We start from the raw sequence: 23525 nt of genomic DNA on the forward strand, positions 1-23525 counted from the left end.
CACCGAGCGCCCTTCCGCCGCACCGCGGCCGGGGGGCGCTCGGTCATTTCCGGACTTCCGCGTACGCCCGCCCGACCTCGCCCAGGTACTGCTCCAGGCGGAAGCGGACCTCCTCGACCACCCCGCCATCGGGGCCCGGGTACATCAGATCCGACCAGATGACCGTCCCGCCCCGCAGGCGGATCCGGAGGGACAGCCTTTCGGGCCCCGGATCGGGACCGACCCGGGCGGCCACGTCCACCGTGCGCGGCGAATCGGCGGGGTGGAGCGGTCCGCCGGGGCGCAGGAGCAGGGCCGGGTCGAGGCCCGCCATCCGGCTGTCGCTGCGCGTCACGAAGTCGAGGCCGTCCACGAACAGGTGGGTGTGCACCGCGGTGCACACGGGTGGGCCGGGGCACGTGCCGATGAGGAGCGTGCTCGTCGTACCGCTCCGCTCGCGGGGCCTCAGCTGAGGGGGATCCTGCGGACCAGGCCGGCGAAGGCCTCCTTCTCCGCCTCGGTCAGCTCCACCGCCTCCATCGGGTGCGCGGCGACGCCGCGCTGGGCCGGGATCACGGCCAGTCCGTCGAAGGCACCCGGCTCGGGGTGGTGGAAGCGGCTGTCCCACAGCATGTGGCCGAGGCCGAGGACCCAGACGACGGCTGCGACGAGCAGGACGGCGAGGCCGATTTCCTGGGCGAGGGAGATGGAGGGGAACACGCGGTCCTCCAGACGAGGATGCAGGATCGGCGGCAACGGGGGTGCGTGGGATGCGTGTGGATACTCAACACCACCAACCGGTCGATTCGGCCGGGATGTGGTGAGCGTCACGCCAGGGTCGAAAGGCCCTACTTTGGGACGCGTCAGTCCGTCAGCGACAGCTTGAAGCCCTCGTGGCTGCGCGCGAAGCCCAGCCGCTCGTAGAAGCGGTGGGCCGCCGTGCGCCGCTTGTTGCTGGTCAACTGGACCAGACCGCAGCCGCGCTCCCGGGCACGGGCCACGGCCAGCCGCATCAGTTCCGCCCCGAGCCCCTCGCCGCGCCGGTCCGCGCGGACCCGTACCGCCTCCACCAGTGCCCGCTCGCGCCCGTTCTGCCCCAGGCCCGGGATGTAGGTCAGTTGGAGGCAGCCGATGACGACCGCGTCCGTCCCGTCCGGGTCGCCGCCGTCGCCGTCGCCGTCGCCGTTGCCGTCGGTCAGGACCAGCACCTCGTTGCGGGCGTCCGCCGCGATGGACGCGAAGGCCCGTTCGCTCGCCCCGTCGACCACGACCGAGGCCGGGTCCACGACTTCGTCCTCGTCGGCGAGCAGGGCGAGTACGGCGGGCAGGTCCCGGCGTGTGGCCTCACGGAAGTTCATGCCCGGATTGTGGCAGGGGGTCCGGCCGTGGCGGCGGCCGGACCCCCTGCGGTCCGCGGTTACGGGCGGAAGCGCAGGACCTGCGGGTCGTGGTCGCTGTTCTGGACCGAGAACTCCGCGTTGATGTGCACGCTGTCGTAGGTGAAGTTCTTGATCGACGGGCTGGTCAGGATCTGGTCCAGCACCTGCGCGTTGCCCTGGTAGACGTACGAGTACCGCTCCGCCTTCGGCAGCGACTTGATCGCCGGGTACAGCGCCCCGCCGTCGGTCAGCGCCTGCGTGGTCGCCGAGAACTCGAAGTCGTTGATGTCACCGAGTGCGAGGACGCTCGCGTTCTTGTCGGCCGCCAGGATCTCCTTGACGAAGCCGTTCACGGCCTGCGCCTGGAGCAGCCGCTTGGTCTCCGAGGAGCGCACCGGCGGCTGGTGGTGCGAGGTCAGGCCCTCGTCGCCACCCTTGGAGCCGAAGTGGTTGGCGATCACGAAGACGGTCCGGCCGCGGAAGACGAACTCGCCGGCCAGCGGCTTGCGGCTGTCGACCCACGCCGGGTTCGCCGGGTCGATCCGGCCGGGGGAGTGGGTGAGGGCGGCGTGGCCGTTCTCCCGCACGACGCCGTTCGCGGTGGTCGCGTCGCCCGCGGCGCGGTCGGTGAAGGAGACCCGGGCGGGGTTGAAGAGGAACACCTGGCGGATGTTGCCGCCGGGCTCACCGCCGTCCTTCTTGTCCTCCGGGTTGATGCTGCGCCACTGGTACGCCGGGCCGCCCGCCGCGGCGATCGCCGCGGTGAACTTGGTCAGCGTCTGCTCCGCGGAGACGGTGCCGTCGTTCTTGGCGCCGTTGTCGTCCTGGATCTCCTCCAGGGCGAGGATGTCGGGGGAGGCGAGGTTCTCGACGACCGCCTTGGCGAGGTTGTCGAACTTCTCCTGCGGGTCGGTCGGGTCGAGGTTCTCGACGTTGTACGTCGCCACCGCGAGCTCGCCCGGGCTCTGGGCCTTGGTCTTCTCGGGGGCGAGGGTGCCGGCCTTGACCGTGCCGAGGGTGCGGGCCACCAGCGTGTAGCCGCCGAACTGGTTGAAGTCCAGCGGGCCTTCGGTGGTGCCGGTCAGCCGGTCGCCGACGTTGGCCACCGGGAAGGGCTGCTGGGCGAGCGGCGCGAGCTGCTGGATCTGGAGGCGGCCGGTGTTCTGGGACTCGTACGAACCGTAGATCGTGCCGCCGCGCTTGGCGGCGTTCTCCCAGCCCTTGACCGTGACCCACAGCTCCGCGTACGGGTCGGTGGCGCCGACCACGCGCGAGGTGCCGATCGCCACGTTCATGCCCTCGAGGGACTCGTAGTAGTCCAGGGCGTAGCGCGAGGGCTCCAGGGTCAGGCCGTTGATGCTGCCGGCGGCGGCCGGGTCGCCCGCGGGGGCGTATTCGGCGGGCACCGAGTACTCGTTGATCTGGACGGCCTCGGGCAGGGCGTTGCCCGAGGAGACCACGGTGACGGTCGGCTTCGAGATCTGGGTCACCGACTGGTTGCCGGAGTTCAGGCCGCCGGGGACGTACTCGCCGACCGTGCCGGAGACCTTGACCGCGTCGCCCACGGCGACGGTGGGGACCGAGTTGGTGAAGACGAAGATGCCTTCGCTGGTGGCGTCGTTGTCGTCGGCGTTCGGGTCCTGGATCCAGAAACCGCGCGAACCGTAGGTGCGCACGCCCGTCACGATGCCCTCGACACCGGCGACCTGCTTGCCGGCCAGCGGGGAGGTCCGGGTGGTGCCCTGGATGTCGTGGATGCGTATCGGATCGGCGGACACGGCGCCTTCGGCCGCGTCGGCGGAGCCCGCGAGCAGGCCGGTGGCCAGTGCGGTGGCGACGAGGGCCGCGACGGCGGCGGAACGGGGATGCGAGGAGCGCATGGTCGGGAACTCCGGTGTGGGATGAGGGAAAACGCAGAAGGGGGGTGGGCATGGGGCTCCGCGAGGGGTGTCGCCCCCCTTGGACCCCGACATGTCTACGCGCGTCAATTTCCTGTGTGGTCAGCAAAGTTGTCAAGCCCTCCAGGGAATACGCCGGTTGACTGTGGGATGAACCAAAGGTGATGGGGCGCCAGGTGCGCCCGAATTGCGTCTACGCTGGGCTTCCGGCCGGTCGGCCGGCCGGTCCACCGGGCCTCGGAGTGGTCCGCCCCGGCCCGCCCTCCGGTCACCCCACAGCGTTCGCTTCGCGAGGAGAACCGCCCCATGTCCGCAGAGCCGCACCCCACGCTGCCGCCGGTACGGCTGCCCGCCGATGCGGAACTGGCCCGTGACGCCCTCGGTGCCCCCTTGTTCGCCCGGGCCGTACGGCTGGCCCGCTGGGCGGGACCCGACACCCGCGTCGAGGTCGGCGGTGAGCTCGCCACCGATCAACTGCCGTTGGCGGCACAAGAGTTGGGACTCGACACCGCCGACGAGGACTCCGTCGTGTACGCGAGCCAGGCCTGGCGGGTGGCGGTCGACATCGGGCTGGTCGACGTGACCGAGCCGGAGGAGGCGTCGGGGGAAGCGGAGGGCGAGCCCGGCACGGACGTGTCCGGCACGGCCGTGCCCGGCGAGGACCTCGCCCTGGTGACGGGCGGTACGCCCGGCGACGTGCTCGACCTGTGGCTGGCCGCCCTCGACGCGGTGCTCGCCGACGCCGCCGTACCCGACCTGGACGACCTCGTCGACGCGCTGGACGCGGGCGGCGAGATCGACTTCGACCGGCTGGACTGGAACCCGGGCCGCGAGGCCGACTTCCTCGACGGGGTCCTCGCCAACCTCTACCTGCTCACCGTCGCCGAGGGCGGCACCGCGGACGGGCCCGTTCCGCTTCCCGTGCTCGCCGCGTCGATGGTCGCGCCCGACGGCATGGGAGACCCGACCGACGCCGTGTTGGAGCAGGTCTCGGACGCGATGATGCGGCTCGACGACCAGTTCCGGCAGCTGGAGCCGATCGGGCTGGTGGAGTACCGGCCCGTCGACGAGGCGCTGATGGCGGAGGCGGAGGCGGAGGTGGAGGAGCCGGTGGAGGAGCCGGTGGGCGACGCGGGTGACGACGAGGAAGACGTATCCCGCTACGGGATGGTCCGGCTGACCCCGCTCGGTCGCTACGGCATCCGCGCACGGATGCTGGAGGCCGGGGTCGAGGCCCCCGCCGTCGGCGAACTCGCCGACAAGGGCGCCGACGCGCTGCTCGACGGGGTCGCCCGCTACCCGGAGGGCGCCGCCCAGGCCGAGATCGAACAGTGGCTGGCCGGCCGCGAACTGCCCGCCGCCGTCGCCGAACTGCTGGCCGCGGCCCGCGGTGACGACGAGGGCGCCCCGCTGCGCCGGCTGCGCTGCCAGCAGGCCCTCGCGCCGGCCGGGCCGGAGGCGGAGCCCGTGGTCCGTGCGGTGCTCGACGACCCGGAGCTCGGCGGGCTCGCCCGGGTCTGGCTGGCCGAGCGCGGGGCGGCCGACGTACCGGCGCCGGACGGCGCCATGGTGTTCTGGCTGACGGTCGACACGATCGCGGCGCAGCTCGCCGCGGACGGCGAGACGGAGGAGCTGCCGCTGCTGATGCAGACCCTCACCGCCCACCACACGGGCTTCTTCGACCAGGTGTGGCGGGTGGACCACCCGGCGACCGCGGACGTCCTGGAGGCCATGGGGCGCCTGCACCCGGACAAGAAGGCCGCGAAGGAAGCCCGGAAGGCGGCGTTCAAGGCGCGTTCCCGGCAGTCCTGACCCGGTCGCCCCGGGGCGGGTCGCCCCGGGGCGGAATCGGCGGCCCCGGTGGGCGGTCCGAAGCGCCGTGAGGCCTCCCCACGCGCTCTTTTGCATGACTATGCGGTTTGGTGCATACTCTTTCCATGTCCAAGGTCCTCACATCCCTGCCCGCCGGCGAACGCGTCGGCATCGCCTTCTCCGGCGGCCTCGACACCTCCGTCGCAGTCGCCTGGATGCGCGACAAGGGTGCCGTCCCGTGCACCTACACCGCCGACATCGGCCAGTACGACGAGCCCGACATCGCCTCGGTGCCCGGCCGCGCCAAGACGTACGGTGCCGAGATCGCGCGCCTCGTCGACTGCCGCGCTTCGCTGGTCGAAGAGGGCCTGGCCGCGCTCACCTGCGGCGCGTTCCACATCCGCTCCGGCGGGCGCGCCTACTTCAACACGACGCCGCTCGGCCGCGCCGTCACCGGCACCCTGCTCGTCCGGGCGATGCTCGAGGACGACGTGCAGATCTGGGGCGACGGCTCGACCTTCAAGGGCAACGACATCGAGCGGTTCTACCGCTACGGTCTGCTCGCCAACCCGCACCTGCGGATCTACAAGCCCTGGCTCGACGCGGACTTCGTGACCGAGCTCGGCGGCCGCAAGGAGATGTCGGAGTGGCTCCTCGCCCACGACCTCCCCTACCGTGACAGCACCGAGAAGGCGTACTCCACCGACGCCAACATCTGGGGCGCCACCCACGAGGCCAAGACCCTGGAGCACCTCGACACGGGCGTCGAGACCGTCGAGCCGATCATGGGCGTGCGGTTCTGGGACCCCTCGGTCCAGATCGCCACCGAGGACGTGACGATCGGCTTCGACCAGGGCCGCCCCGTGACGATCAACGGCAAGAAGTTCGCCTCCGCCGTCGACCTGGTGATGGAGGCCAACGCCATCGGCGGTCGCCACGGCATGGGCATGTCGGACCAGATCGAGAACCGGATCATCGAGGCCAAGAGCCGCGGCATCTACGAGGCCCCGGGCATGGCCCTGCTGCACGCCGCGTACGAGCGTCTCGTCAACGCGATCCACAACGAGGACACCCTCGCGCAGTACCACAACGAGGGCCGGCGCCTCGGCCGCCTCATGTACGAGGGCCGCTGGCTCGACCCGCAGGCGCTGATGGTGCGCGAGTCGCTCCAGCGCTGGGTCGGCTCGGCCGTCACCGGCGAGGTCACCCTGCGGCTGCGGCGCGGTGAGGACTACTCGATCCTCGACACCAAGGGCCCCGCGTTCAGCTACCACCCGGACAAGCTGTCCATGGAGCGCACCGAGGACTCCGCGTTCGGCCCGGTGGACCGGATCGGCCAGCTCACCATGCGCAACCTCGACATCGCCGACTCGCGGGCCAAGCTGGAGCAGTACGCCGGCCTCGGCCTGATCGGCACCGGCAGCCCCGCCATCGGAGCCGCCCAGGCCGCCGCGACCGGGCTGATCGGCACCCTGCCCGAGGGCGGCGCCGAGGCCATCGCCTCTCGTGGCGAGGTCTCCGGCGAAGAGGAGATGCTGGACCGCGCCGCGATGGAGTTCGGCACGGACTGAAGCACGGAGTTCGGCACGGTCTGAGCACGGAGTTCGGCACGGACTGTGCACGGACCGGGGTCGGATCGACCCTTCCCGGCCGGCTCGGCGCCCCAGGGCGCCGGGCCGGCCGTTTCCGTTTCCCGGGGATTCGACCGGCTTCGGTGTGCGTGGTGTCGGCGGTACGGGCGAGTGTTCGGGCAAGGTGTCGACAACGCGCCGTTCCTGGTCCGGAGTTGGCCATTCCACCCACCGGAAAGGGGTCGGCTCCGCTTCGCGGGTAGTTCAGCCGCCGTTCACGTGCGGGCGGGAGCGTGTGCGCCGACGACCGCACGACAGGCGCACCACCTCCCCACCCCTGGAGACCCGATGCCGCTCAGCCGTAGAGACTTCACCGCCCGCACCGTGATCGCCGGTGCGGGAGTCGCCCTCACCGGGACGGTCGGCGCACTCGCCACCGCCCCGGGAGCGCTGGCGGCCGAGGAGGGCGAGCAGCGCGACGAGCGCGGGCGGCCCTGCGAGCCCGGCTACGGCCCCCTCGTCCCCGACCCGGCCGGCATCCTGGCCCTCCCGGCCGGATTCTCGTACCGCGTGATCACCCACAGCGGGGTCACCAAGCTGGAGTCGGGCGAGATCACCCCGTCCAACCACGACGGCACCGCCGCCTTCGCGGGCCACCGAGGGGTCACCCTCCTCGTCAACAACCACGAGCTCAAGGGCAAGCGCGCGAACTGGGCCCACCCCGTCCCGCTCACCGAAGGCCTCGTCTACGACCCGGCCGCGGCCGGTGGCTGCACGGTCGTCGAGGTGCGCCGCGGCGGCGAGGTCGCCGAATGGGTGGGCATCGCCGGTACGTCGACCAACTGCGCGGGCGGCGCCACCCCGTGGGACACCTGGCTGACCTGCGAGGAGACCGAGGACCTCGCGGGCAAGAACGGCATGACCAAGGACCACGGCTACGTCTTCGAGGTCGACCCGCACGACAACCGCGCCAACCGTGACCCGCAGCCGATCAAGGCCTTCGGCCGGTACGCCCACGAGGCGGTCGTCATCGACCCGCGCCAGGGCCACGCCTACCTGACCGAGGACGCCTCGGGCCCCAACGGCCTGCTCTACCGCTGGACCCCGCCGGCAGGCTTCCGGCACGGGCGCGGCAAGCTCCGTACGCTCGCCGCCGACGCGGGGGTGCTCCAGGCCCCCAAGTGCACCGACAGCTCGGGCCTCTTCGTCGACGACCTCTCGCGCGCCACGAAGATCGGCACCGTCTACGGCGTCGACTGGGTGGACGTGCCGGACCGCGACGCGCGGACCGTGTCGGTGCGCAAGCAGTTCGCGGACGGCACGGTGACGCGCGCCCGCAAGCTGGAGGGCATGTGGTGGGCGGACGGCGGCGCGTACTTCGTCTCCTCCTACGCCCGCGAGGAGAGCCCGGGCGCGGCCCACGACGGCCAGGTGTGGTTCTACGACCCGAAGCGGCGCACCATCCGGCTGACCGTACTGCTCGGGGTGAACGCGGACCCGTCGGTGGAGGGTGGTTACGACGGCCCCGACAACATCACGGTGTCCCCCTACGGCGGCCTCGTCATCGCGGAGGACGGCTCGGGGCTCCAGCACCTGTTCGGCGCGACCGAATCGGGCCGCACCTACCCCCTCGCCCGCAACGAGATGAACATGGGGACGGCCGAGGCGCCGGAGTACTCCGAGTTCACCGGTGTCTGCTTCTCCCCGGACGGGCGCACCCTGTACGCGAACATCCAGGACCCGGGCATCATGCTGGCCATCACCGGGCCGTGGCGGCGCTCGCGCTGACGCGCCGGACCCGGCCTGTCGGGCCTTGCCGTCGCGCTTCGCCGTCGGGCCCGCCAGGGGCCCGGCGGCTACTGGGAGGCGGCGAGTTCGGCGCGGGAGGCCTCGGCCCACTCCGCGAGCAGGAACTCGTACGCCTCCGAGGGCCAGTCGCCGTCCACCCGGGTCTCGACAAGGTGCCGTATCGCCTCGTTCGCCTCGGCGGCGGACGGGCGGGCGGGCCCCGCGGGGGTGAGTGACTGCTTCATGCCTTCAAGGCTACGGGCGGGCACTGACAGCCACCTCCGGATTACGCGTGGCATCCATCACCCGGGATGCGGCTCGGTGGCTCCATGTGCCCGCCCACCTGCTCAGAGTGCTTCTGCGGCGGGCTTGACCATGCCGCGCACTGTGCGCGACTTCACAAACTGGCCCATGGCCGTCATCTCCCACTCGCCGGAGAACTGCTTGATCAGCTTGGCCATCATGACGCCGGTCTGCGGCTCGGCACCGGTGAGGTCGAAGCGCACCAGCTCCTCCCCGCTGGCCGCGTCGACCAGGCGGCAGTAGGCCTTGGCGACATCGGTGAACTTCTGACCGGAGAAGGAGTTGACCGTGAAGACCAGGCCCGTCGTGTCCGCCGGGAGCCGGCCCAGGTCCACGACGATCACCTCGTCGTCGCCCGAACCCTCGCCGGTGAGGTTGTCACCCGAGTGCTTGACGGCGCCGCCCAGGATGGACAGCTTGCCGAACCAGCAGTGGTCGATGTGGTTGCGCTGGGGGCCGTAGGCGATCACGGACGCGTCGAGGTCGATGGCCCGACCGCTGAACGCGGGCTCCCAGCCGAGGCCCATCTTCACCTGGGAGAGCAGCGGGCGGCCGCCCTTGACCAGGGAGACGGTCTGGTTCTTCTGGAGGCTGACCCGGCCCTTGTCCAGGTTGATCTTCCCGGTGCCCGCCGGGGCCGCCGCGGCGACGGGGGCGGGCGGCGCGGGAGGAGCGGCCGGGGCGGGCGTCGTGGCGCCGCCGAGCCAGGGGGACGCCGGGTAGGAGACGGGCGGGGCCGGGGGCGCGACGGGCGCCGGGGGCACGGGCGGGGCGACGGGCGCCGCCGCCGGGGCCGGCTCCTCTTCCACGGAGACCCCGAAGTCGGTGGCGATGCCGGCGAGGCCGTTCGCGTACCCCTGGCCGACCGCGCGCACCTTCCACGCGCCGGCGCGCTGGTAGACCTCGACGACGACGAGCGCCGTCTCCGTGCCCAGCTGCGGCGGGGTGAAGGTGGCGATCACCGAGCCGGTGTCGGCATCGCGCACGGTCGCGGTGGGTTCGATGCCCTGGAAGGTCTGCCCCGCGGCATCGGGGCTGGCCGTGACCACGATCCGCTCGATGCCCGGGGGCAGCGCACCCGTGTCCACGGTGATCGAATCCGGCGCCGCACCCCCGCCCGAGCGGTATCCGACACCGGGCCCGGAAGGCTGGTTGAAGAAGATGAAGTCGGCGTCGGAACGCACCTTGCCGTCTGCCGCGAGGAGCAGGGCCGACACGTCCAGGCGCACCGGCGCTGCCACGTCGACCGTCACGCGGACGGCATGGAGCGGCAGGTTCGAACCAGGGGTCATAGCGGTCATGCCCGGAGAACGACCGGAGGGGCTTTGCCGTTCCCTTACCCGGAGCGAGATTTCAGCGCCGGTTGCGGGGGTGGTTGCGCGCGACGCGCTCGTTGCCGAACTTGTACGAGCCGGTCCAGCGGGCCATCACGAGCTGCGGGTCACCGGCCTCCACCTCGGCCAGGAACTTGTCGGCCCGGCTCCCGCGCAGGGTCGCCGCCTCGCGACCCCGGTGGGTGATGACGACGGAGTCGTCCCTGTGGCGTTCGTACGTGAATCCGTGCGGCTTCGGCATACCCCGGAGCGTGCCCCGCGCGGGGCGGGGCGGGCAACGGAATTAGGGGCGGGCAACGGAATGAGCGGCGCCGGCCGGTGGCGACGGCGAACGGCAGGCGGTGGTGGACGGCCGGCCCCGGCCCCGGCCCTGGCGCGGGTGGGCCGGGGGCCCGCCGCCGGGGGACGGCGCCCGGGCTCGGGGCCTGCCGCCGGGGGACCGGGCCCGGCTCAGCCGCCCGTCACGCGGCGCGGCAGCCCCAGCGGGTTGGCCTCGCGCAGCTCCGCCGGGAGGAGGGCGTCGGGGACCGACTGGTACGCCACCGGGCGGAGCCAGCGCTCGATCGCGGTCGCGCCGACGGACGTCGAGTGGGAGGTCGCCGCCGGGTACGGGCCGCCGTGGTGCTGGGCCGGGGCGACCGCGACACCGGTCGGCCAGCCGTTGACGACGATCCGCCCCGCCAGCCCCGTGACCTGCCCGATCAGCTCGGCGGCCGGACCCGGCGCGCCCTCGGTCTCGGCGGCCGACAACTGGAGGGTGGCGCTCAGGTTCCCGGGGAGCAGCCCGAGCACCGCGCCCGCCTCGTGCTGGTCGGCGTACCGGACGACCACGGTGACCGGGCCGAAGCACTCCTCCAGCAGGACTTCGTACGCCCCGCCTTCCAGCAGGCGCCGAGCCGGCACGGTCAGGTATCCCGCGCCGACGGTGTGCTCCCCGCCCGAGCCCGGGGTGACGGGCGTGCCGACCCCGGACAGCGCGGCCCGCTCGCGCACCCCCTCGATGAAGTTGTCCCGCATCCGGTGGTCGAGCAGAACCCCCGGCTCGGTTTCCCCGAGGGCCTTGGTCAGGGCTCCCGTCAGCCGGTCGCCGTCCGCGCCCTCGGGCACCAGCACCAGGCCGGGCTTCACGCAGAACTGGCCGACCCCGAGGGTGACCGAGCCCGCGAGTCCGCCGCCGATCTCCTCGGCGCGCTCGGCCGCCGCCGCCGGGGTGACCACGACGGGGTTGAGGGAGCCGAGTTCGCCGTGGAAGGGGATGGGCACGGGACGCGCGGCGGCCGCGTCGAACAGGGCCCGACCGCCCCGGACGGAACCGGTGAACCCGGCCGCCGACACCAGCGGGTGGCGGATCAGCGCCAGCCCGGCGTCGAACCCGTGCACCACGGTCACCACATCGGCCGGGAGTCCGGACTCGACCGCCGCCCGCCGCAGCAGCGAGGCGCACAGCTCCGAGGTGGCCGGGTGGTCGGGGTGCGCCTTGACGACCACCGGGCAACCGGCGGCCAGGGCGCTCGCGGTGTCCCCGCCGGGCACGGAGAAGGCCAGGGGGAAGTTGGAGGCCGCGTACACCGCGACCACGCCGAGCGGCACCTTGTAGCGGCGCAGCTCGGGGCGCGGCGGGCTCAGGGAGGGGTCGGCGCGGTCGATGCGGATGTCGAGGTACGCCCCCTCGTCCACGGCGTCGGCGAAGGCGCGCAGCTGGCCGGTGGTGCGGGCGAGTTCGCCGGTGAGCCGGCCGGGGCCGAGCGCGGTCTCCGCGTCGGCGGCCTCGATGACGTGGGCGGCGGACTCGTCGAGCAGCGCGGCGGCGGCGCGCAGGAAGGCGGCGCGCACGGTGGCGTCGGCGAGGGCTCCGCGGGTCGCGTGGGCGGCCCGTACGGCTCCGTCCACCTCCTGGGACGTGGCTTCCACCGCAACCTGTTCGCGCTGCTTCCCGGTGCGGGGGTCCACACTCCAGACTGGTGTCGTTGTCATGACCCGCTGCCTCCTGGATCGTTCAGTATTCTGAACGCCGTTCCGGTGGATGAATGATCACATCTGCTGTGGACTCTATTTCCGCGTCCTCCGCGTGACAAGGGGCGATCGGATGCGGCCGGAGGCGACCAGAGGGGAAGCGCGCCCATGACGACGACGGAGGCGGGACCCGGGGCGGGGCCCGGTGCGGGGCCCGGGGCGGCGGTCAAATCGGCGGTCCGGACCGTGCTGCTGCTGGAGCACTTCGCGGCGCGGCCGGGGCTGCACAGCCTGGCGGACATCCAGCACGACCTCTCGCTGCCCAAGTCCAGCCTGTACATGCTGCTGCGCACCCTGGTGAACCTGGGATGGGTGGAGACGGACGCGACCGGCACCCGGTACGGCATCGGCGTACGGGCCCTGCTCGTGGGCAGTTCGTACATCGACGGGGACGAGGTCGTCGCCGCGGCCCGGCCCACCCTGGACCGGCTGTCCGACGACACGACCGAGACCATCCACCTGGCCCGGATGGACGGGACGAGCGTGGTGTACCTGGCCACCCGCCAGTCGCAGCACTACCTGCGGCCCTTCACCCGGGTGGGGCGGCGGCTGCCCGTGCACTCGACGGCGCTCGGCAAGGCGCTGCTGGCCACGCACACGGACGCGGAGGTGCGGGCGCTGCTGCCGAGGCGGCTGGAGGCGGTCACCGAGCACACCGTCACCGACCGGGAGCAGCTCATCGAGGAGCTGGCGCTGGTCCGGGAGCAGGGGTACGCGGTGGACCGGGAGGAGAACACCCTCGGGCTGCGCTGCTTCGGGACGGCGATCCCGTACCGGACTCCGGCGCGGGACGCGGTGAGCTGCTCGGTGCCGGTGGCCCGCCTGACGCCGGGGCACGAACAGGTCATCAAGGCGGCGCTGTTCGAGGCGCGGGACCGGTTGTCGGTGGTGACGCGGCGCATGTGAGGCGGTGGAGGGGGCGGTTCCTCCCCCGCTCGGGGGAGGCGGTTCCCCTTGGAGGGGGAGGTGGCGGGGCGCCGCGCGCGGGACCGTTGGGTCATGACCACACGAGCAGTTCACCCCACGCGTGAGGGCCGGCCGGAGCCGGAACCCCGGCAGCCGCATCGGACGACCTCTGTTCCGGGGGTCCGGCGGCAGGTCCTGCGGGCGGCCGCCCTGGCCGCCACCGTGCCCTACCTGGCGCTCAAGACCGCCTGGCTGGCGGGGGGCCGGATCGGCATACCGGACGGCAGCGTGCTGCTGGACCCGGAGCCCTTCCTCATGGCGGCGAATGCCGTCACGGTGGCCATGGACGCCTGTGTGATCCTGCTCGTGCTGGTGTTCACCCGGCCCTGGGGCATGCGGGTGCCGGCCTGGCTGTCGGCCGTCCCGATGTTCGTGGCGACCGGACTGCTCACCCCGATCATCATCGGGTTCCCGGGCCAACTCCTCATACGTCTGCTGGGATTCGGGGAGGACGCCGCCGCCAAGGCGGAGCGCGCCCCCTTCCTGGACCCCTGGGTGTTCAACGTCGTGTACACCGGATTCGCGATCCAAGGACTCGCCCTGGCCGGGCTGTTCGTGCCCTATGCGCGGGAGCGCTGGGGCCGGCGCCGGCAGGGCGTGCCGGGGCGGAGGCTGCCGTCGTCCACGGGGGTGGTGGCGGCAGCCTCGGCAGCGGCCGGCCTCGCGGTCGGGGCGGTGCACGCCTACTGGGCCCTCGGGGGTGCGGCGGGACTGGGGGCGGAGCGGGCGGCGGCCTACTCGGCGGAGACGGCCGTGGTGACCGTGGTCCACGGGATGTGCGCACTCGCCGCCGGCGCGGGGGCCCTGCTCCTGGCCCGCGGGGGGACGCTGCGGGCACGGTGGCCGCTCGCCCTCACCTGGGTCGGCGCCGGGGCCACGCTGACCTGGGGGGCCTGGATGCCGGCCGCCTCGCTGGGGCCGCAGTTGGACGGAGGTGAAGGCCCGCCGGCGGCGGCCCTGTTGACCTACGCTGGCCAGATGATCACCGGATCGCTCGCCGCCGCAGTCCTCACCCGGTTCCTCATATCCCGCCGAGAGGGGTGATGCGCGAAGGCCTGGGCGGGCTGCTCGGCGGGCGGGCCCGGCTGCGCTGGGTGCACCAGATCCTCGGCGGGGCCCTGCTGATGCCGTACTTCCTCCTCACGGAGGTGGGGGTCGGCATGGCGGCCGGCGGGGTCAACGCCCTCAACTCCTTCCCGCTGGCCCTCGCCTCCTACGCCGCCGCCCTGCCGCTCGCCGCGGCCACCGCCGTCTTCGGGCTGGTGCGGCCGCTGTCGGTGACCGCGGTCCGGACCATGTGCGGGGTGCCGGGGGACCGGCTGGCGGAAGGGCCGGCCAGGTCCTGGGCGGCCCGGGGGCGAACATCCGCCTGGTGGACCCTGCACCTGGGGGTCGGCGCGGTGGTCAGCGGGCTGACGCTCGCGGTGCCGCCCATGGCCGTCGTGCTGATCGTGCTGCCGTTCGTGAGCGGGCTGCGGGACGTGCGTCTCGGGTTCGGCTGGTTCGCCGCCGACGCCCAGCCGTACGTGGCACCGGCGGTCGGGATCGCCCTGCTGGGCGGGCTCGTCCTGGTCGCCGCCGGGGCGGGGGCGCTGCTGGCGAGGCTGGCACCCGTACTGCTCGGGCCGACGGCGGCGGACCGGCTGGCGGCGGCCGAGGAACGGGCCGCGGACCTGGCCGTGCGCAACCGGCTGGCCCGGGAGCTGCACGACGCGGTCGGGCACGCGCTGAGCGCCGTCACCCTGCAGGCGGTCGCCGCCCGGCGGGTGCTGGACCGCGACCCGGAGTTCGTGCGGGAGGCGCTGGCCGCCATCGAGGACACCACCCGGCGGACCGTGGGCGAGCTGGACGCCGTACTGGGCCTGCTGCGCGACGGGGACCCGACGCGGCCGGACGCCGCGCCGGCCCCCACCCTCGACGCCGACCTCGACGGACTGCTGGCCCGCACCCGGGCGGCCGGCACCACCGTGACCGCCGAGCAGGACCCCGGCCCCGTCCGGGAGTGGGCGCAGTTGCCGGCGATCGCCTCCCGCGAGGCCTACCGGATCGTCCAGGAGGGCCTCAGCAACGCCCTGCGCCACGGCTCCGGCCCGGTGGAGCTGCGGATCCGCGTACACGAGGGGGAGGACCCCCGCCGAGAAGGAGCACACCGTGAACTGGAGATCACCATGACCAATCCGCCCGCCGACCCCGACGGCCGGGAGCCCCGTACGACCGGGGGTCGGGGCCTGCGGGGCGCGGCCGAACGGGCCGCGTTGCTCGGCGGCGCCATCGAGGCCGGGCCGCACGAGGGCCGCTGGCGGCTGAAGGCCGTCCTCCCGCTGGGGGAGGGGGCCCGATGACCGCGCCGGGCAGGCCCCCGCTGCGCATCGTGCTCTGCGACGACGAGCGGATGGTCCGCACCGCGCTGCGGGTCATCCTCGAAGCCGAACCCGATCTGGAGGTGGTCGGCGAGGCGGCCACCGGAGCCGAGGCGGTCCCGCTGGTCCGCTCACTGGCCCCCGACGTGGTGCTGATGGACGTCCGGATGCCCGAGATGGACGGGATCCGGGCCACCGAGCAGATCCTCGCCACCATGCCCGAGCCGCCCCGGATCGTGGTCGTCACCACCTTCGAGAACGACGCCTACGTCTACGACGCGCTGCGGGCCGGTGCCTCCGGCTTCCTCCTCAAGCGGGCCGACCCCGACGAGCTGATCGGCGCGGTCAGGCTGGTGGCGCGCGGCGACTCCCTGCTCTTCCCCGCGGCCGTCCGCTCCCTCGCCGCGGCCCAGGCGCCCCGAAACCGGTCCGGCGTCGCGCCCTGGGTGGCCCGGCTCACCGAGCGGGAGGCCGACGTACTGCGCCTGATGGCCACCGGACTGTCCAACCACGAGATGAGCGAACGCCTCGGGGTCGGCCCGCAGACGGTGAAGACCCATGTGGGGGCGGTCCTCACCAAGACGGGCTCGCGCGATCGCACCCAGGCCGTCATCGCGGCCTACGAGGGGGGCTTCGTCATGAAGAAAAGCTGAGAACCCGGCCACAATCAGGGCAGAGCGGAACGGTCCGGGCGGCTGGGACGTCCTTCAGGGGGATGAACAAGACGATCAGGCGTGCGTCGGTCTTCTGTCTGCTCCTGGTGCTGGCCCTGCTGGTCCGCGTCACCTGGGTGCAGGCATACCAAGGCCAGGCCCTCGCAGACGACGAGCACAACCGACGGAACCTCATCGGGCAGTACGAGAACCCGCTGGGCAACATCATCGTGGGCGGGGAGGCGGTCACCGGCTCGGTGCAGACGGGCGGCAAGGACTTCGGGTACAAGCGGACCTACACCGACGGCCCGCTCTACGCGCCGATCACCGGCTACAGCTCCCAGGCCTACGGCACGAGCATGCTGGAGGGCATCTACAAGAACGTCCTCAACGGTTCCGACAACCGGCTGAAGACCATGATGGACACGCTCACCAACAAGCGTGCCGCCCCGGGCAACGTCCTGACCACCATCGACAAGGACGTGCAGAAGGCCGCCTACGACGCGCTCCAGGGCAAGCAGGGCGCCGCCGTGGCCATCGACCCCACGACCGGCGAGATCCTCGCCGTGGTCAACAACCCCTCCTTCGACCCCGGCCGCATCACCGGAGCCAATGACAAGGAGGCCTGGGCCGAGCTCTCCGCCGACAAGGGCAAGGCCATGGAGAACGTGGCGCTGCGCAAGCCCCAGGCGCCCGGTTCCACCTTCAAGCTGGTCACCCTCGCGGCGGCGATCGAGAACGGCCTCGTCACGAACCTCGACCAGCCGACCGGCACCCCCGACCCGTACACGATCCCCGGCACCCGCACCCTGCTGCCCAGCGAGGCGGGCTCCGCGGCCTGCAACAACGCGTCGCCGCGCACCGCGCTGCGGCTGTCCTGCAACAACGTCTTCGCGGAGCTCGCGCACAAGCTCGGCCAGGACAAGATGCGGGCCATGGCCGAGAAGCTCGGCTTCAACACGCAGATCGACACCCCGGTCCGCACCAACCCGCCGAGCAAGTACCCGTCGAAGAAGATGTCCGTCGACCAGGTCGCGCAGACGGGTATCGGCCAGTTCGACGTGCAGGCCACCCCGCTCCAGATGGCGATGGTGACGGCCGCGATCGAGAACGGCGGCAAGCTCGTCGCCCCGCACATGGTCTCCGAGGTCACCGACGCGAGCGGCAACACGCTGGAGAGCTTCAAGGACCCGAAGTCGCAGCAGGTCATGAGCGAGAAGACCGCCTCGATGGTCCGGGACGCCATGAGGACCGTCGCCACCGAGGGCGGCGGCAAGCCGGCCCAGGTGTCGGGCGCCGAGGTGGGAGGCAAGACCGGAACCGCCCAGCGCGGCGTCAACAACAGCCTCTCCCCGCTGGCCTGGTTCACCTCGTACGGAAAGAAGAGCGGCAAGCAGATCGCCGTGGCCGTCGTGATCGAGAACTCGGACACCGACCGCTCCGAGATCGGCGGCGGCAAGCTGGCCGCCCCCATCGCCCAGAAGATGATGGCGGCGTGGCTGGGCAAGTAGCCGTGGCCGAAGAAACGGGCAGGGCCGACGCGCCGGGAACCGACACGGGTCCCGGCGCGTTCCCCTTCCCATGATCAGGACCGCGCAACCCGCCGACCTCGACGCCATCGCCGCCCTCCACACCAGGGCCCGGGCCACCTACTACCAGGGCCACATCCCGGAGGAGGCCTACGCCGGTGAAGCCGAACTCACCCGGACCAGGGAGGCCTGGTCACGGGCCGTCGCCCGGCCCGCCACCGAGGGCCGGGTGCTCTGCGCCGAGGAGGGCGGCGAGGTCACCGGGGTCGCCGCCTTCCTCACCGCGGAGAGCGAGACCACCCTGACCCAGCTCCACGTCGACCCGGTCCACTGGCGGCGCGGCACCGGGGCGGCCCTGCACGCGGCCTGCCTCGACGCCTGGAGACGCGGCGGAATCGGTCGGGTCCGCCTGGAGGTCTACGAACACAACCTGCGCGCCCAGGCCTTCTACGCCCGCCACGGCTGGCTCCCCGACCCGGCGGTCGGCCGAACGGGCTCCCACCGCACCCTGTGGCTCACGGTGCCGCCGTCCGGGGAATGAGACGCGCAGGCGAGTGGTTGAACCGGAAACCGTCCGCAATCGGAGAGAAGAAGGAACATGCGCGTCGAGATCTGGAGCGACATCGCCTGCCCGTGGTGCTACATCGGCAAGGCCCGCTTCCACCAGGGGCTGGCCGGATTCGCCCACCGCGACCAGGTCGAGGTCGTCTTCCGGTCGTTCGAGCTGGACCCGGGCGGCGCCAAGGGCGCCACCGCCCCCGTCCTGGAGATGCTCGCCAAGAAGTACGGCCGGACCCTGGACGAGGCGCGCGCCATGGAGGAGCACGTCGCGGCCACCGCCCGGGCCGAGGGGCTCGACTACCGCACCGACGGCCGTGACCACGGCAACACCTTCGACATCCACCGCCTGCTGCACCTGGCCGCCGCCCGCGGCCGCCAGGAGGAGCTGCTCGACCTCGCCTTCCGGGCGAACTTCGCGGAGGTCCGCTCCGTCTTCGACCCCGAGGTGCTGGTCGCCCTCGCCGTCGAGGCCGGGCTGGACGAGGCCGAGGCCCGCGCCGTCCTCGCCGACGACTCCGCCTACGCGGACGAGGTCCGCGCCGATGAGCGCGAGGCCGCCGAACTGGGTGCGAACGCCGTGCCGTTCTTCGTCCTCGACCGCCGCTACGGGATCTCCGGAGGGCAGCCGGCCGAGGTGTTCACCCGAGCCTTGGAGCAGGCGTGGGCGGGGCGCGAGGTCGAGGAGCCGGCCGCTGCCGAGGCGTGCGAGCCGGACGGCGCCTGCACGGTCCCGCAGGCATAAGGATTCCTTGGGGTCGGCGAACAAAACCCGCCAGTGGACTTTGAGTTGATCCTGGCGCAGAGTTGACGCCATGGACCTTCCGATCTCCGAAGCGGCCCGGGCCGAGTTCGCCCACTCCACCACCTACCTCAACACCGCCAGTTGCGGGGTGCTCCCGCGTTCCGCCGTCGCGGCCGTACGGGAGCTGGCCGAGGCGGCGGGGGCCGGAATCCCCGCCGGATTCGGCGACTTCGACCGCGTCGGCCGGGTCCGCGCCGCCTTCGCACGGCTGGTCGGCGTGGATGCCGGGCGGGTCGCCCTGGGCTCGGCCGTCTCCACCCACGGCGGCCTCGTCGCGACATCGCTGCCGTCCGGAGCGGAAGTCCTGTGCGCGGAGGGCGACTTCGCCTCCGTCATCAACCCCTTCGTGGTCCGGGATGACCTCAAGGTGCGCTTCGCTCCGCTCGAAGCCCTCGCAGAGGCCGTCGGCCCGGACACCGCCCTCGTCGCGGTCAGCGCCGTACAGTCCGCGGACGGGCGGGCGGTCGACCTGGCCGCCGTGCGCGCGGCCACGACTGCGCACGGGGCCCGGATGCTCGTCGACGCGACCCAGGCGGTCGGCTGGCTCCCCTTCGACGCCTCGCCGTACGACTACACGGTCACCGGCGGCTACAAATGGCTGCTCGGCGGCCGGGGGGCCTCGTACCTCACCGTGTCGGAGGAGGCCCAGCCCACCCTGACCCCGATCAACGCCGGATGGGTGGCGGCCGAGTCCATGTGGGACTCCATCTACGGGCCCATGCCCCAACTGGCCGAAGGGGCCCGCCGCTTCGACGAGACCCCGGCCTTCCTCGCCTACCACGCGGCCGAGCCCTCGCTGGCCCTGCTGGAGCGGATCGGCATCGGGGCCGTTCACGCCCACGACACCGCCCTGGCCGCCCGCTACCGGGCCGGCCTCGCCCGCCTCGGCCACGAACCCGTGCCCGGGGAGGCCGCCATCGTCTCCGTGCCGGGCCTCGCCGACCGCGGGCCCGCGCTGCTGGCGGCCGGCATCGCCACCTCCGCCCGCGCGGGCTCCCTGCGGGCCTCGTTCCACCTGTACAACACCGAGGCGGACGTGGACCGGCTCCTCGACGCCCTGTCCTGACCGCTACCGCGCCGGGGAGGCCGCCCAGGCCGACTCCGCCGCGGCCAGCGCCGGCTCCGGCTCGACCCCCACGGCGGCCGCGAGCGCCGAGAGGGAGGCGCGGACCACCGGCAGCGAAGCCGCCGGACCGTAGTGGTTGACCCGGATCATCTCCCGCGCGAGCGCCCCGCCGCCCGCGGCGAGCGGCGCCGCCGGATCCGCAACCAGGGCCTTGGCCACCACCAGCGAGGCCTCCTCGGCCCGCAGGGTGGTGGCCACCGGCGCGGCCTCCGCCGCCCGACCCACGTACGGGGCGAGCCCCAGCAGGGCCGCACCCGCCCGGGTCGCCGCCGCGGCGGCCGCGTGCCGGGCCATCACCGCGGACGGCCCCTCCTGCGCGATCCGGCCCAGGCACGCCTCCAACGCCAGCATCTCCAGCTGCGCCGGGGCGTGGGGCAGCGCCTTGCGCCCCGTGTCGATCCAGCGCTCCTTCCAGTCGAGGAGCGAGAGGTAGGAGCGGCGCGGAGCCGCGGGGTTCTCGGCGAAGCGGGCCCACGCGCGGTCCGAGACCGACACCGCCGACACCCCGGCCGGGCCGCCCATCGCCTTCTGCGCGCCGATCACGCACAGGTCCACGCCCCAGGCGTCCACCAGCAGCGGTTCCGCGCCGACCGAGGCCACCGCGTCCACCATGAACAGCGCGCCGTGCTCGCGTACGGCCTCGCCGATCTCCGCGACCGGGTTCGTGTTCCCCGTCGCCGCCTCCGCGTGGACCAGCGAAACGAAGTCGATCTCCGGGTGCGCGGCCAGCGCCCGCGCGACCGCCCCGGCCGTCACGGCGGTGTCGAAGGGGACCTCCAGGTCCACCACGGTCGCCCCGCAGTCGCGCAGCCAATTGCCGAACGTGGTCCCGTACGGCCCGGTGACCACGTTCAGCGCGGTCGAGCCGGGCCGGGCGCCCGAGCGGATGCACCCCTCCAACGGCAGCAGTGCCTCGCCCTGGGTGATCACCACGTCGTGCCGGGTGGAGAGCAGCTCGGCGACCCCCCGTTCGATCGACGCGAAACGCTCCGCGGTCAGCGGCGGGAGGTCCAGGAGGGGGTGGGACACGTGGGTGCTTCTCTCTTCGTCCGGGGGTGTCCGGATACGTCCGGCGATACCTCCAGAGCCTACCCAGCACGCCGTTACAGTGCCGACATGAGCGATGTGCTGCACGTGAAGGGGCGGGTCCTCGTCGGTCCCGACGAGGTCCTCGACGAGCTCTGGGTGGTCGACGGGCGGGTCTCGTACGAGCGCCCGCGCACGGCCCGCGAGGTCACCACGGTGACCGGCTGGGTCCTGCCCGGACTGGTCGACGCGCACTGCCACGTGGGGCTCGACGCCCACGGCGCGGTCGACGCCGAGACCGCCGAACGCCAGGCCCTCACCGACCGGGACGCCGGCACCCTCCTCATCCGCGACGCCGGATCCCCCTCGGACACCCGCTGGGTCGACGACCGCGAGGACCTCCCGAAGATCATCCGGGCGGGCCGGCACATCGCGCGCACCCGCCGCTACATCCGCAACTACGCGCACGAGATCGAGCCGGCCGACCTCGTCGAGTACGTCGGCCGCGAGGCGCGGCGCGGCGACGGTTGGGTCAAGCTCGTCGGCGACTGGATCGACCGTGACGCCGGGGACCTCACGGCCTGCTGGCCGCGCGCCGAGGTCGAGGCCGCCATCTCCGAGGCGCACCGGCTGGGAGCCCGGGTCACGGCCCACTGCTTCGCCGAGGACTCGCTGCGCGACCTGGTCGAGGCGGGCATCGACTGCGTCGAACACGCCACCGGCCTCACCGAGGACACCATCCCGCTGTTCGCCGAGCGCGGGGTGGCCATCGTCCCGACGCTCGTGAACATCGCGACCTTCCCGAAGCTGGCCGCCGGCGGCGAGGCGAAGTTCCCGAACTGGTCGGCACACATGCGCCGGCTCCACGAGCGGCGCTACGACACCGTCCGCGCGGCGTACGACGCGGGCATCGAGGTGTACGTGGGCACCGACGCGGGCGGCTCCTTGCCGCACGGTCTCGTCGCGGCCGAGGTCGCGGAGCTCGTCAAGGCCGGAATCCCCGCCCTGGACGCCCTCTCGGCCACGGCCTGGGCGGCGCGCGAATGGCTCGGCAGGCCGGGCCTCACCGAGGGCGCACCGGCCGACCTCGTGGTGTACGGCAGCGATCCGAGGGCCGACGTACGGGTGCTCGCCGAGCCGCTGCGCGTGGTGGTGAACGGCAAGGTCCGCTCCTGATCGCCCCGTTGACGGCAGGCGTGACATCCACACCGGGCGGTCGTTGAACTCGCCCCCGCCCGGTACGGGAGAGAACCCCTGTTCCTCAGGAGGCGCGAAGAATCGAATGCACACCCGAAAACCACCCTTTGGGGTGAAGTGACGGCAGGTGCCCACCCGTTCACCCACAGTGCGTAAAGATTCCGAGGGTAGGCCGTCGACGCGCGATGTCCCCCATTGGCGACGTGACGGCACCCATCTCCTCGGGGGTTCCACCACCTTGAACCGCGATACCTTCCGCATGCCCGCGGCCGTCCTCCTCGCCACGGGAGCGGTCGCCCTGCTCGCCGCCCCACCCGCCTCCGCCACGGGAGGCGGCGGCGAGGGCAAGGCGGGCGCCGTCGTCCTGAGCACCGGACTGGACGTGGGCCTGCTCAACAAGACCGTGCACGTACCGCTGAAAGCGACCCTCAACGAGGTGAACGCCCCCGCGACGGCGGAGAAGACGGCGCTGACCGTCACCCTCGACGGGGTCGAGGGCGGAGCACCGGTCAGCGTCCTGCGCGCCGACGTGGCCACCTCCAAGGCGACCGCCGACAAGAACCGGGCCGAAGCCGAGGCCAACCTCGCGAAGGCCAGGGTGCACGTGCCGGGCCTGCCCGCGCTCTCCCTCATCGAGGTGGAGAAGGTCACCTCCAAGGCCGTCTGCGAGGCCGGGAAGCAGCCGGTGGCCACCTCGAACGTCCTCGGGTCGGTGACCGCGCTCGGCAAGAAGACCACCGTGACCGCGGGCGGGCCCCCGACCAAGGTCGAGGTCCCCGGGGTGGGCCTGGTCACGCTGGAACTGTCCGGTACGCAGACCACCTCCACGACCGCCGCCGCGACCGCGCTGCGGCTGAAGGTGTCCGTGAACCCGCTGAAGCTCAACGTGGCCGAGGTGGAGGGGGAGATCGTGCTGGCCGAGGCGCACTGCGAGTCCCCGGCGGCGCCGAAGCCGGACATCAAGCCGCAGACGACGACCACGAACACGTCCACGACCCACGCGAACCTCGCCGAAACGGGTGGCGGTTCACCGACCCCGTACGTCGCGGGCGGCGCGCTGATCCTGCTCGGCATCGGCGCGGGGGCGCTGGTCGTGAGCCGCCGGCCGTCGTAGCGGGCGCCGCTGAGCACCAGGAGGGGGGTGCTCAGCGACTCCGCGCCGCCGGGGTTCGGGTGTACGGCAAGGCACCGAACGCCGGTGCTCCGCGTACCGGCCCTTGCGCGTACC

22 protein-coding genes are annotated in these 23525 nt (G+C 72.9%); 13 read left to right on the plus strand and 9 right to left on the minus strand.

What is annotated here, in order from left to right:
• Positions 1–43: 43 nt before the first annotated feature.
• From ACFYZL_RS12560 to ACFYZL_RS12575, 4 genes are all read right to left on the minus strand, one after another.
• Positions 44–370, minus strand: a complete 327-nt coding sequence (locus tag ACFYZL_RS12560) for a hypothetical protein (protein ID WP_384750838.1) — start codon at positions 368–370, stop codon at positions 44–46.
• Positions 371–444: 74 nt separating this feature from the next.
• Entirely contained in the window at positions 445–699 is a 255-nt protein-coding gene (locus ACFYZL_RS12565; protein ID WP_384590477.1) for a hypothetical protein, read from the minus strand.
• A gap of 143 nt (positions 700–842) precedes the next feature.
• Positions 843–1337: a GNAT family N-acetyltransferase gene (locus ACFYZL_RS12570; protein ID WP_388678478.1), complete on the minus strand. Its 495-nt coding sequence runs from the start codon at positions 1335–1337 to the stop codon at positions 843–845.
• A 59-nt stretch (positions 1338–1396) separates the two neighbouring features.
• Complete coding sequence (locus ACFYZL_RS12575; RefSeq protein WP_388678481.1) at positions 1397–3238, minus strand: endonuclease/exonuclease/phosphatase family protein; 1842 nt, start codon at positions 3236–3238, stop codon at positions 1397–1399.
• Between the two features lie 324 nt (positions 3239–3562).
• Between ACFYZL_RS12575 and ACFYZL_RS12580 the strand changes: the two genes are divergently transcribed.
• The 3 genes from ACFYZL_RS12580 to ACFYZL_RS12590 all read left to right on the plus strand — a co-directional run bounded on the left by ACFYZL_RS12580 (position 3563) and on the right by ACFYZL_RS12590 (position 8427).
• Positions 3563–5068: a hypothetical protein gene (locus ACFYZL_RS12580; RefSeq protein ID WP_388678484.1), complete on the plus strand. Its 1506-nt coding sequence runs from the start codon at positions 3563–3565 to the stop codon at positions 5066–5068.
• A 125-nt stretch (positions 5069–5193) separates the two neighbouring features.
• Positions 5194–6639, plus strand: a complete 1446-nt coding sequence (argG, locus tag ACFYZL_RS12585) for an argininosuccinate synthase (protein ID WP_384750851.1) — start codon at positions 5194–5196, stop codon at positions 6637–6639.
• A gap of 348 nt (positions 6640–6987) precedes the next feature.
• Entirely contained in the window at positions 6988–8427 is a 1440-nt protein-coding gene (locus ACFYZL_RS12590; RefSeq protein ID WP_384750854.1) for an alkaline phosphatase PhoX, read from the plus strand.
• Between the two features lie 68 nt (positions 8428–8495).
• Here ACFYZL_RS12590 and ACFYZL_RS12595 read toward each other — a convergent pair whose 3' ends face one another.
• The 4 genes from ACFYZL_RS12595 to ACFYZL_RS12610 all read right to left on the minus strand — a co-directional run bounded on the left by ACFYZL_RS12595 (position 8496) and on the right by ACFYZL_RS12610 (position 12038).
• Positions 8496–8672: a hypothetical protein gene (locus ACFYZL_RS12595; RefSeq protein WP_376660006.1), complete on the minus strand. Its 177-nt coding sequence runs from the start codon at positions 8670–8672 to the stop codon at positions 8496–8498.
• A 102-nt stretch (positions 8673–8774) separates the two neighbouring features.
• Positions 8775–10031, minus strand: a complete 1257-nt coding sequence (locus ACFYZL_RS12600) for a TerD family protein (RefSeq protein ID WP_384750859.1) — start codon at positions 10029–10031, stop codon at positions 8775–8777.
• A gap of 52 nt (positions 10032–10083) precedes the next feature.
• On the minus strand, positions 10084–10305 hold the full coding sequence (locus ACFYZL_RS12605) for a hypothetical protein (RefSeq protein WP_384750861.1): 222 nt from the start codon (positions 10303–10305) through the stop codon (positions 10084–10086).
• 209 nt (positions 10306–10514) lie between these two features.
• Complete coding sequence (locus ACFYZL_RS12610) at positions 10515–12038, minus strand: aldehyde dehydrogenase (NADP(+)) (RefSeq protein ID WP_388678490.1); 1524 nt, start codon at positions 12036–12038, stop codon at positions 10515–10517.
• 147 nt (positions 12039–12185) lie between these two features.
• On the opposite strand from ACFYZL_RS12610, the gene ACFYZL_RS12615 reads away from it, so the two are divergent.
• The 8 genes from ACFYZL_RS12615 (at position 12186) to ACFYZL_RS12650 (ending at position 20014) form a co-directional block, all read left to right on the plus strand.
• On the plus strand, positions 12186–12983 hold the full coding sequence (locus ACFYZL_RS12615) for an IclR family transcriptional regulator (protein WP_388678493.1): 798 nt from the start codon (positions 12186–12188) through the stop codon (positions 12981–12983).
• A 93-nt stretch (positions 12984–13076) separates the two neighbouring features.
• A complete protein-coding gene (locus tag ACFYZL_RS12620) occupies positions 13077–14087 on the plus strand; it encodes a hypothetical protein (protein WP_388678496.1) in 1011 nt (336 codons plus the stop codon).
• On the plus strand, positions 14087–15385 hold the full coding sequence (locus ACFYZL_RS12625; protein ID WP_384750873.1) for a sensor histidine kinase: 1299 nt from the start codon (positions 14087–14089) through the stop codon (positions 15383–15385). Before ACFYZL_RS12620 ends, ACFYZL_RS12625 begins: the two co-directional genes overlap by 1 nt.
• Positions 15382–16056 carry a response regulator gene (locus ACFYZL_RS12630; RefSeq protein WP_388678499.1) on the plus strand — a complete coding sequence of 225 codons (675 nt, stop codon included), beginning with the start codon at positions 15382–15384 and terminating at the stop codon, positions 16054–16056. The genes ACFYZL_RS12625 and ACFYZL_RS12630 overlap by 4 nt, the downstream gene beginning before the upstream one ends.
• A 62-nt stretch (positions 16057–16118) precedes the next feature.
• The gene (locus ACFYZL_RS12635; RefSeq protein WP_384750879.1) at positions 16119–17567 is read left to right on the plus strand and encodes a peptidoglycan D,D-transpeptidase FtsI family protein; all 1449 of its coding nucleotides are present in this window, start codon (positions 16119–16121) and stop codon (positions 17565–17567) included.
• Between the two features lie 70 nt (positions 17568–17637).
• Positions 17638–18126 (plus strand): GNAT family N-acetyltransferase, encoded by a 489-nt coding sequence (locus ACFYZL_RS12640; protein ID WP_388678502.1) that lies wholly within the window; start codon positions 17638–17640, stop codon positions 18124–18126.
• 57 nt (positions 18127–18183) lie between these two features.
• Positions 18184–18888: a DsbA family oxidoreductase gene (locus ACFYZL_RS12645; RefSeq protein ID WP_384750885.1), complete on the plus strand. Its 705-nt coding sequence runs from the start codon at positions 18184–18186 to the stop codon at positions 18886–18888.
• 70 nt (positions 18889–18958) lie between these two features.
• A complete protein-coding gene (locus ACFYZL_RS12650) occupies positions 18959–20014 on the plus strand; it encodes an aminotransferase class V-fold PLP-dependent enzyme (RefSeq protein WP_384750888.1) in 1056 nt (351 codons plus the stop codon).
• Positions 20015–20017: 3 nt separating this feature from the next.
• On the opposite strand, the gene ACFYZL_RS12655 is transcribed toward ACFYZL_RS12650, so the two are convergent.
• Positions 20018–21103 (minus strand): aminotransferase class V-fold PLP-dependent enzyme, encoded by a 1086-nt coding sequence (locus tag ACFYZL_RS12655; protein ID WP_388678506.1) that lies wholly within the window; start codon positions 21101–21103, stop codon positions 20018–20020.
• An 87-nt stretch (positions 21104–21190) separates the two neighbouring features.
• Between ACFYZL_RS12655 and ACFYZL_RS12660 the strand changes: the two genes are divergently transcribed.
• Entirely contained in the window at positions 21191–22276 is a 1086-nt protein-coding gene (locus ACFYZL_RS12660; RefSeq protein ID WP_388678509.1) for an amidohydrolase family protein, read from the plus strand.
• A gap of 259 nt (positions 22277–22535) precedes the next feature.
• Positions 22536–23411, plus strand: a complete 876-nt coding sequence (locus ACFYZL_RS12665) for an SCO1860 family LAETG-anchored protein (protein ID WP_388678512.1) — start codon at positions 22536–22538, stop codon at positions 23409–23411.
• Positions 23412–23525 lie beyond the last annotated feature (114 nt).

This window comes from Streptomyces sp. NPDC001717, assembly GCF_042892775.1.
Classification (GTDB): domain Bacteria; phylum Actinomycetota; class Actinomycetes; order Streptomycetales; family Streptomycetaceae; genus Streptomyces.

Coding starts and splice junctions, on each gene's coding strand:
- ACFYZL_RS12570 (WP_388678478.1), bottom strand. CDS start 1,337: ATGAACTTCCGTGAGGCCACACGCCGGGACCTGCCCGCCGTACTCGCC.
- ACFYZL_RS12575 (WP_388678481.1), bottom strand. CDS start 3,238: ATGCGCTCCTCGCATCCCCGTTCCGCCGCCGTCGCGGCCCTCGTCGCC.
- ACFYZL_RS12580 (WP_388678484.1), top strand. CDS start 3,563: ATGTCCGCAGAGCCGCACCCCACGCTGCCGCCGGTACGGCTGCCCGCC.
- argG (WP_384750851.1), top strand. CDS start 5,194: ATGTCCAAGGTCCTCACATCCCTGCCCGCCGGCGAACGCGTCGGCATC.
- ACFYZL_RS12590 (WP_384750854.1), top strand. CDS start 6,988: ATGCCGCTCAGCCGTAGAGACTTCACCGCCCGCACCGTGATCGCCGGT.
- ACFYZL_RS12595 (WP_376660006.1), bottom strand. CDS start 8,672: ATGAAGCAGTCACTCACCCCCGCGGGGCCCGCCCGCCCGTCCGCCGCC.
- ACFYZL_RS12600 (WP_384750859.1), bottom strand. CDS start 10,031: ATGACCGCTATGACCCCTGGTTCGAACCTGCCGCTCCATGCCGTCCGC.
- ACFYZL_RS12605 (WP_384750861.1), bottom strand. CDS start 10,305: ATGCCGAAGCCGCACGGATTCACGTACGAACGCCACAGGGACGACTCC.
- ACFYZL_RS12610 (WP_388678490.1), bottom strand. CDS start 12,038: ATGACAACGACACCAGTCTGGAGTGTGGACCCCCGCACCGGGAAGCAG.
- ACFYZL_RS12615 (WP_388678493.1), top strand. CDS start 12,186: ATGACGACGACGGAGGCGGGACCCGGGGCGGGGCCCGGTGCGGGGCCC.
- ACFYZL_RS12620 (WP_388678496.1), top strand. CDS start 13,077: ATGACCACACGAGCAGTTCACCCCACGCGTGAGGGCCGGCCGGAGCCG.
- ACFYZL_RS12625 (WP_384750873.1), top strand. CDS start 14,087: ATGCGCGAAGGCCTGGGCGGGCTGCTCGGCGGGCGGGCCCGGCTGCGC.
- ACFYZL_RS12630 (WP_388678499.1), top strand. CDS start 15,382: ATGACCGCGCCGGGCAGGCCCCCGCTGCGCATCGTGCTCTGCGACGAC.
- ACFYZL_RS12635 (WP_384750879.1), top strand. CDS start 16,119: ATGAACAAGACGATCAGGCGTGCGTCGGTCTTCTGTCTGCTCCTGGTG.
- ACFYZL_RS12640 (WP_388678502.1), top strand. CDS start 17,638: ATGATCAGGACCGCGCAACCCGCCGACCTCGACGCCATCGCCGCCCTC.
- ACFYZL_RS12645 (WP_384750885.1), top strand. CDS start 18,184: ATGCGCGTCGAGATCTGGAGCGACATCGCCTGCCCGTGGTGCTACATC.
- ACFYZL_RS12650 (WP_384750888.1), top strand. CDS start 18,959: ATGGACCTTCCGATCTCCGAAGCGGCCCGGGCCGAGTTCGCCCACTCC.
- ACFYZL_RS12660 (WP_388678509.1), top strand. CDS start 21,191: ATGAGCGATGTGCTGCACGTGAAGGGGCGGGTCCTCGTCGGTCCCGAC.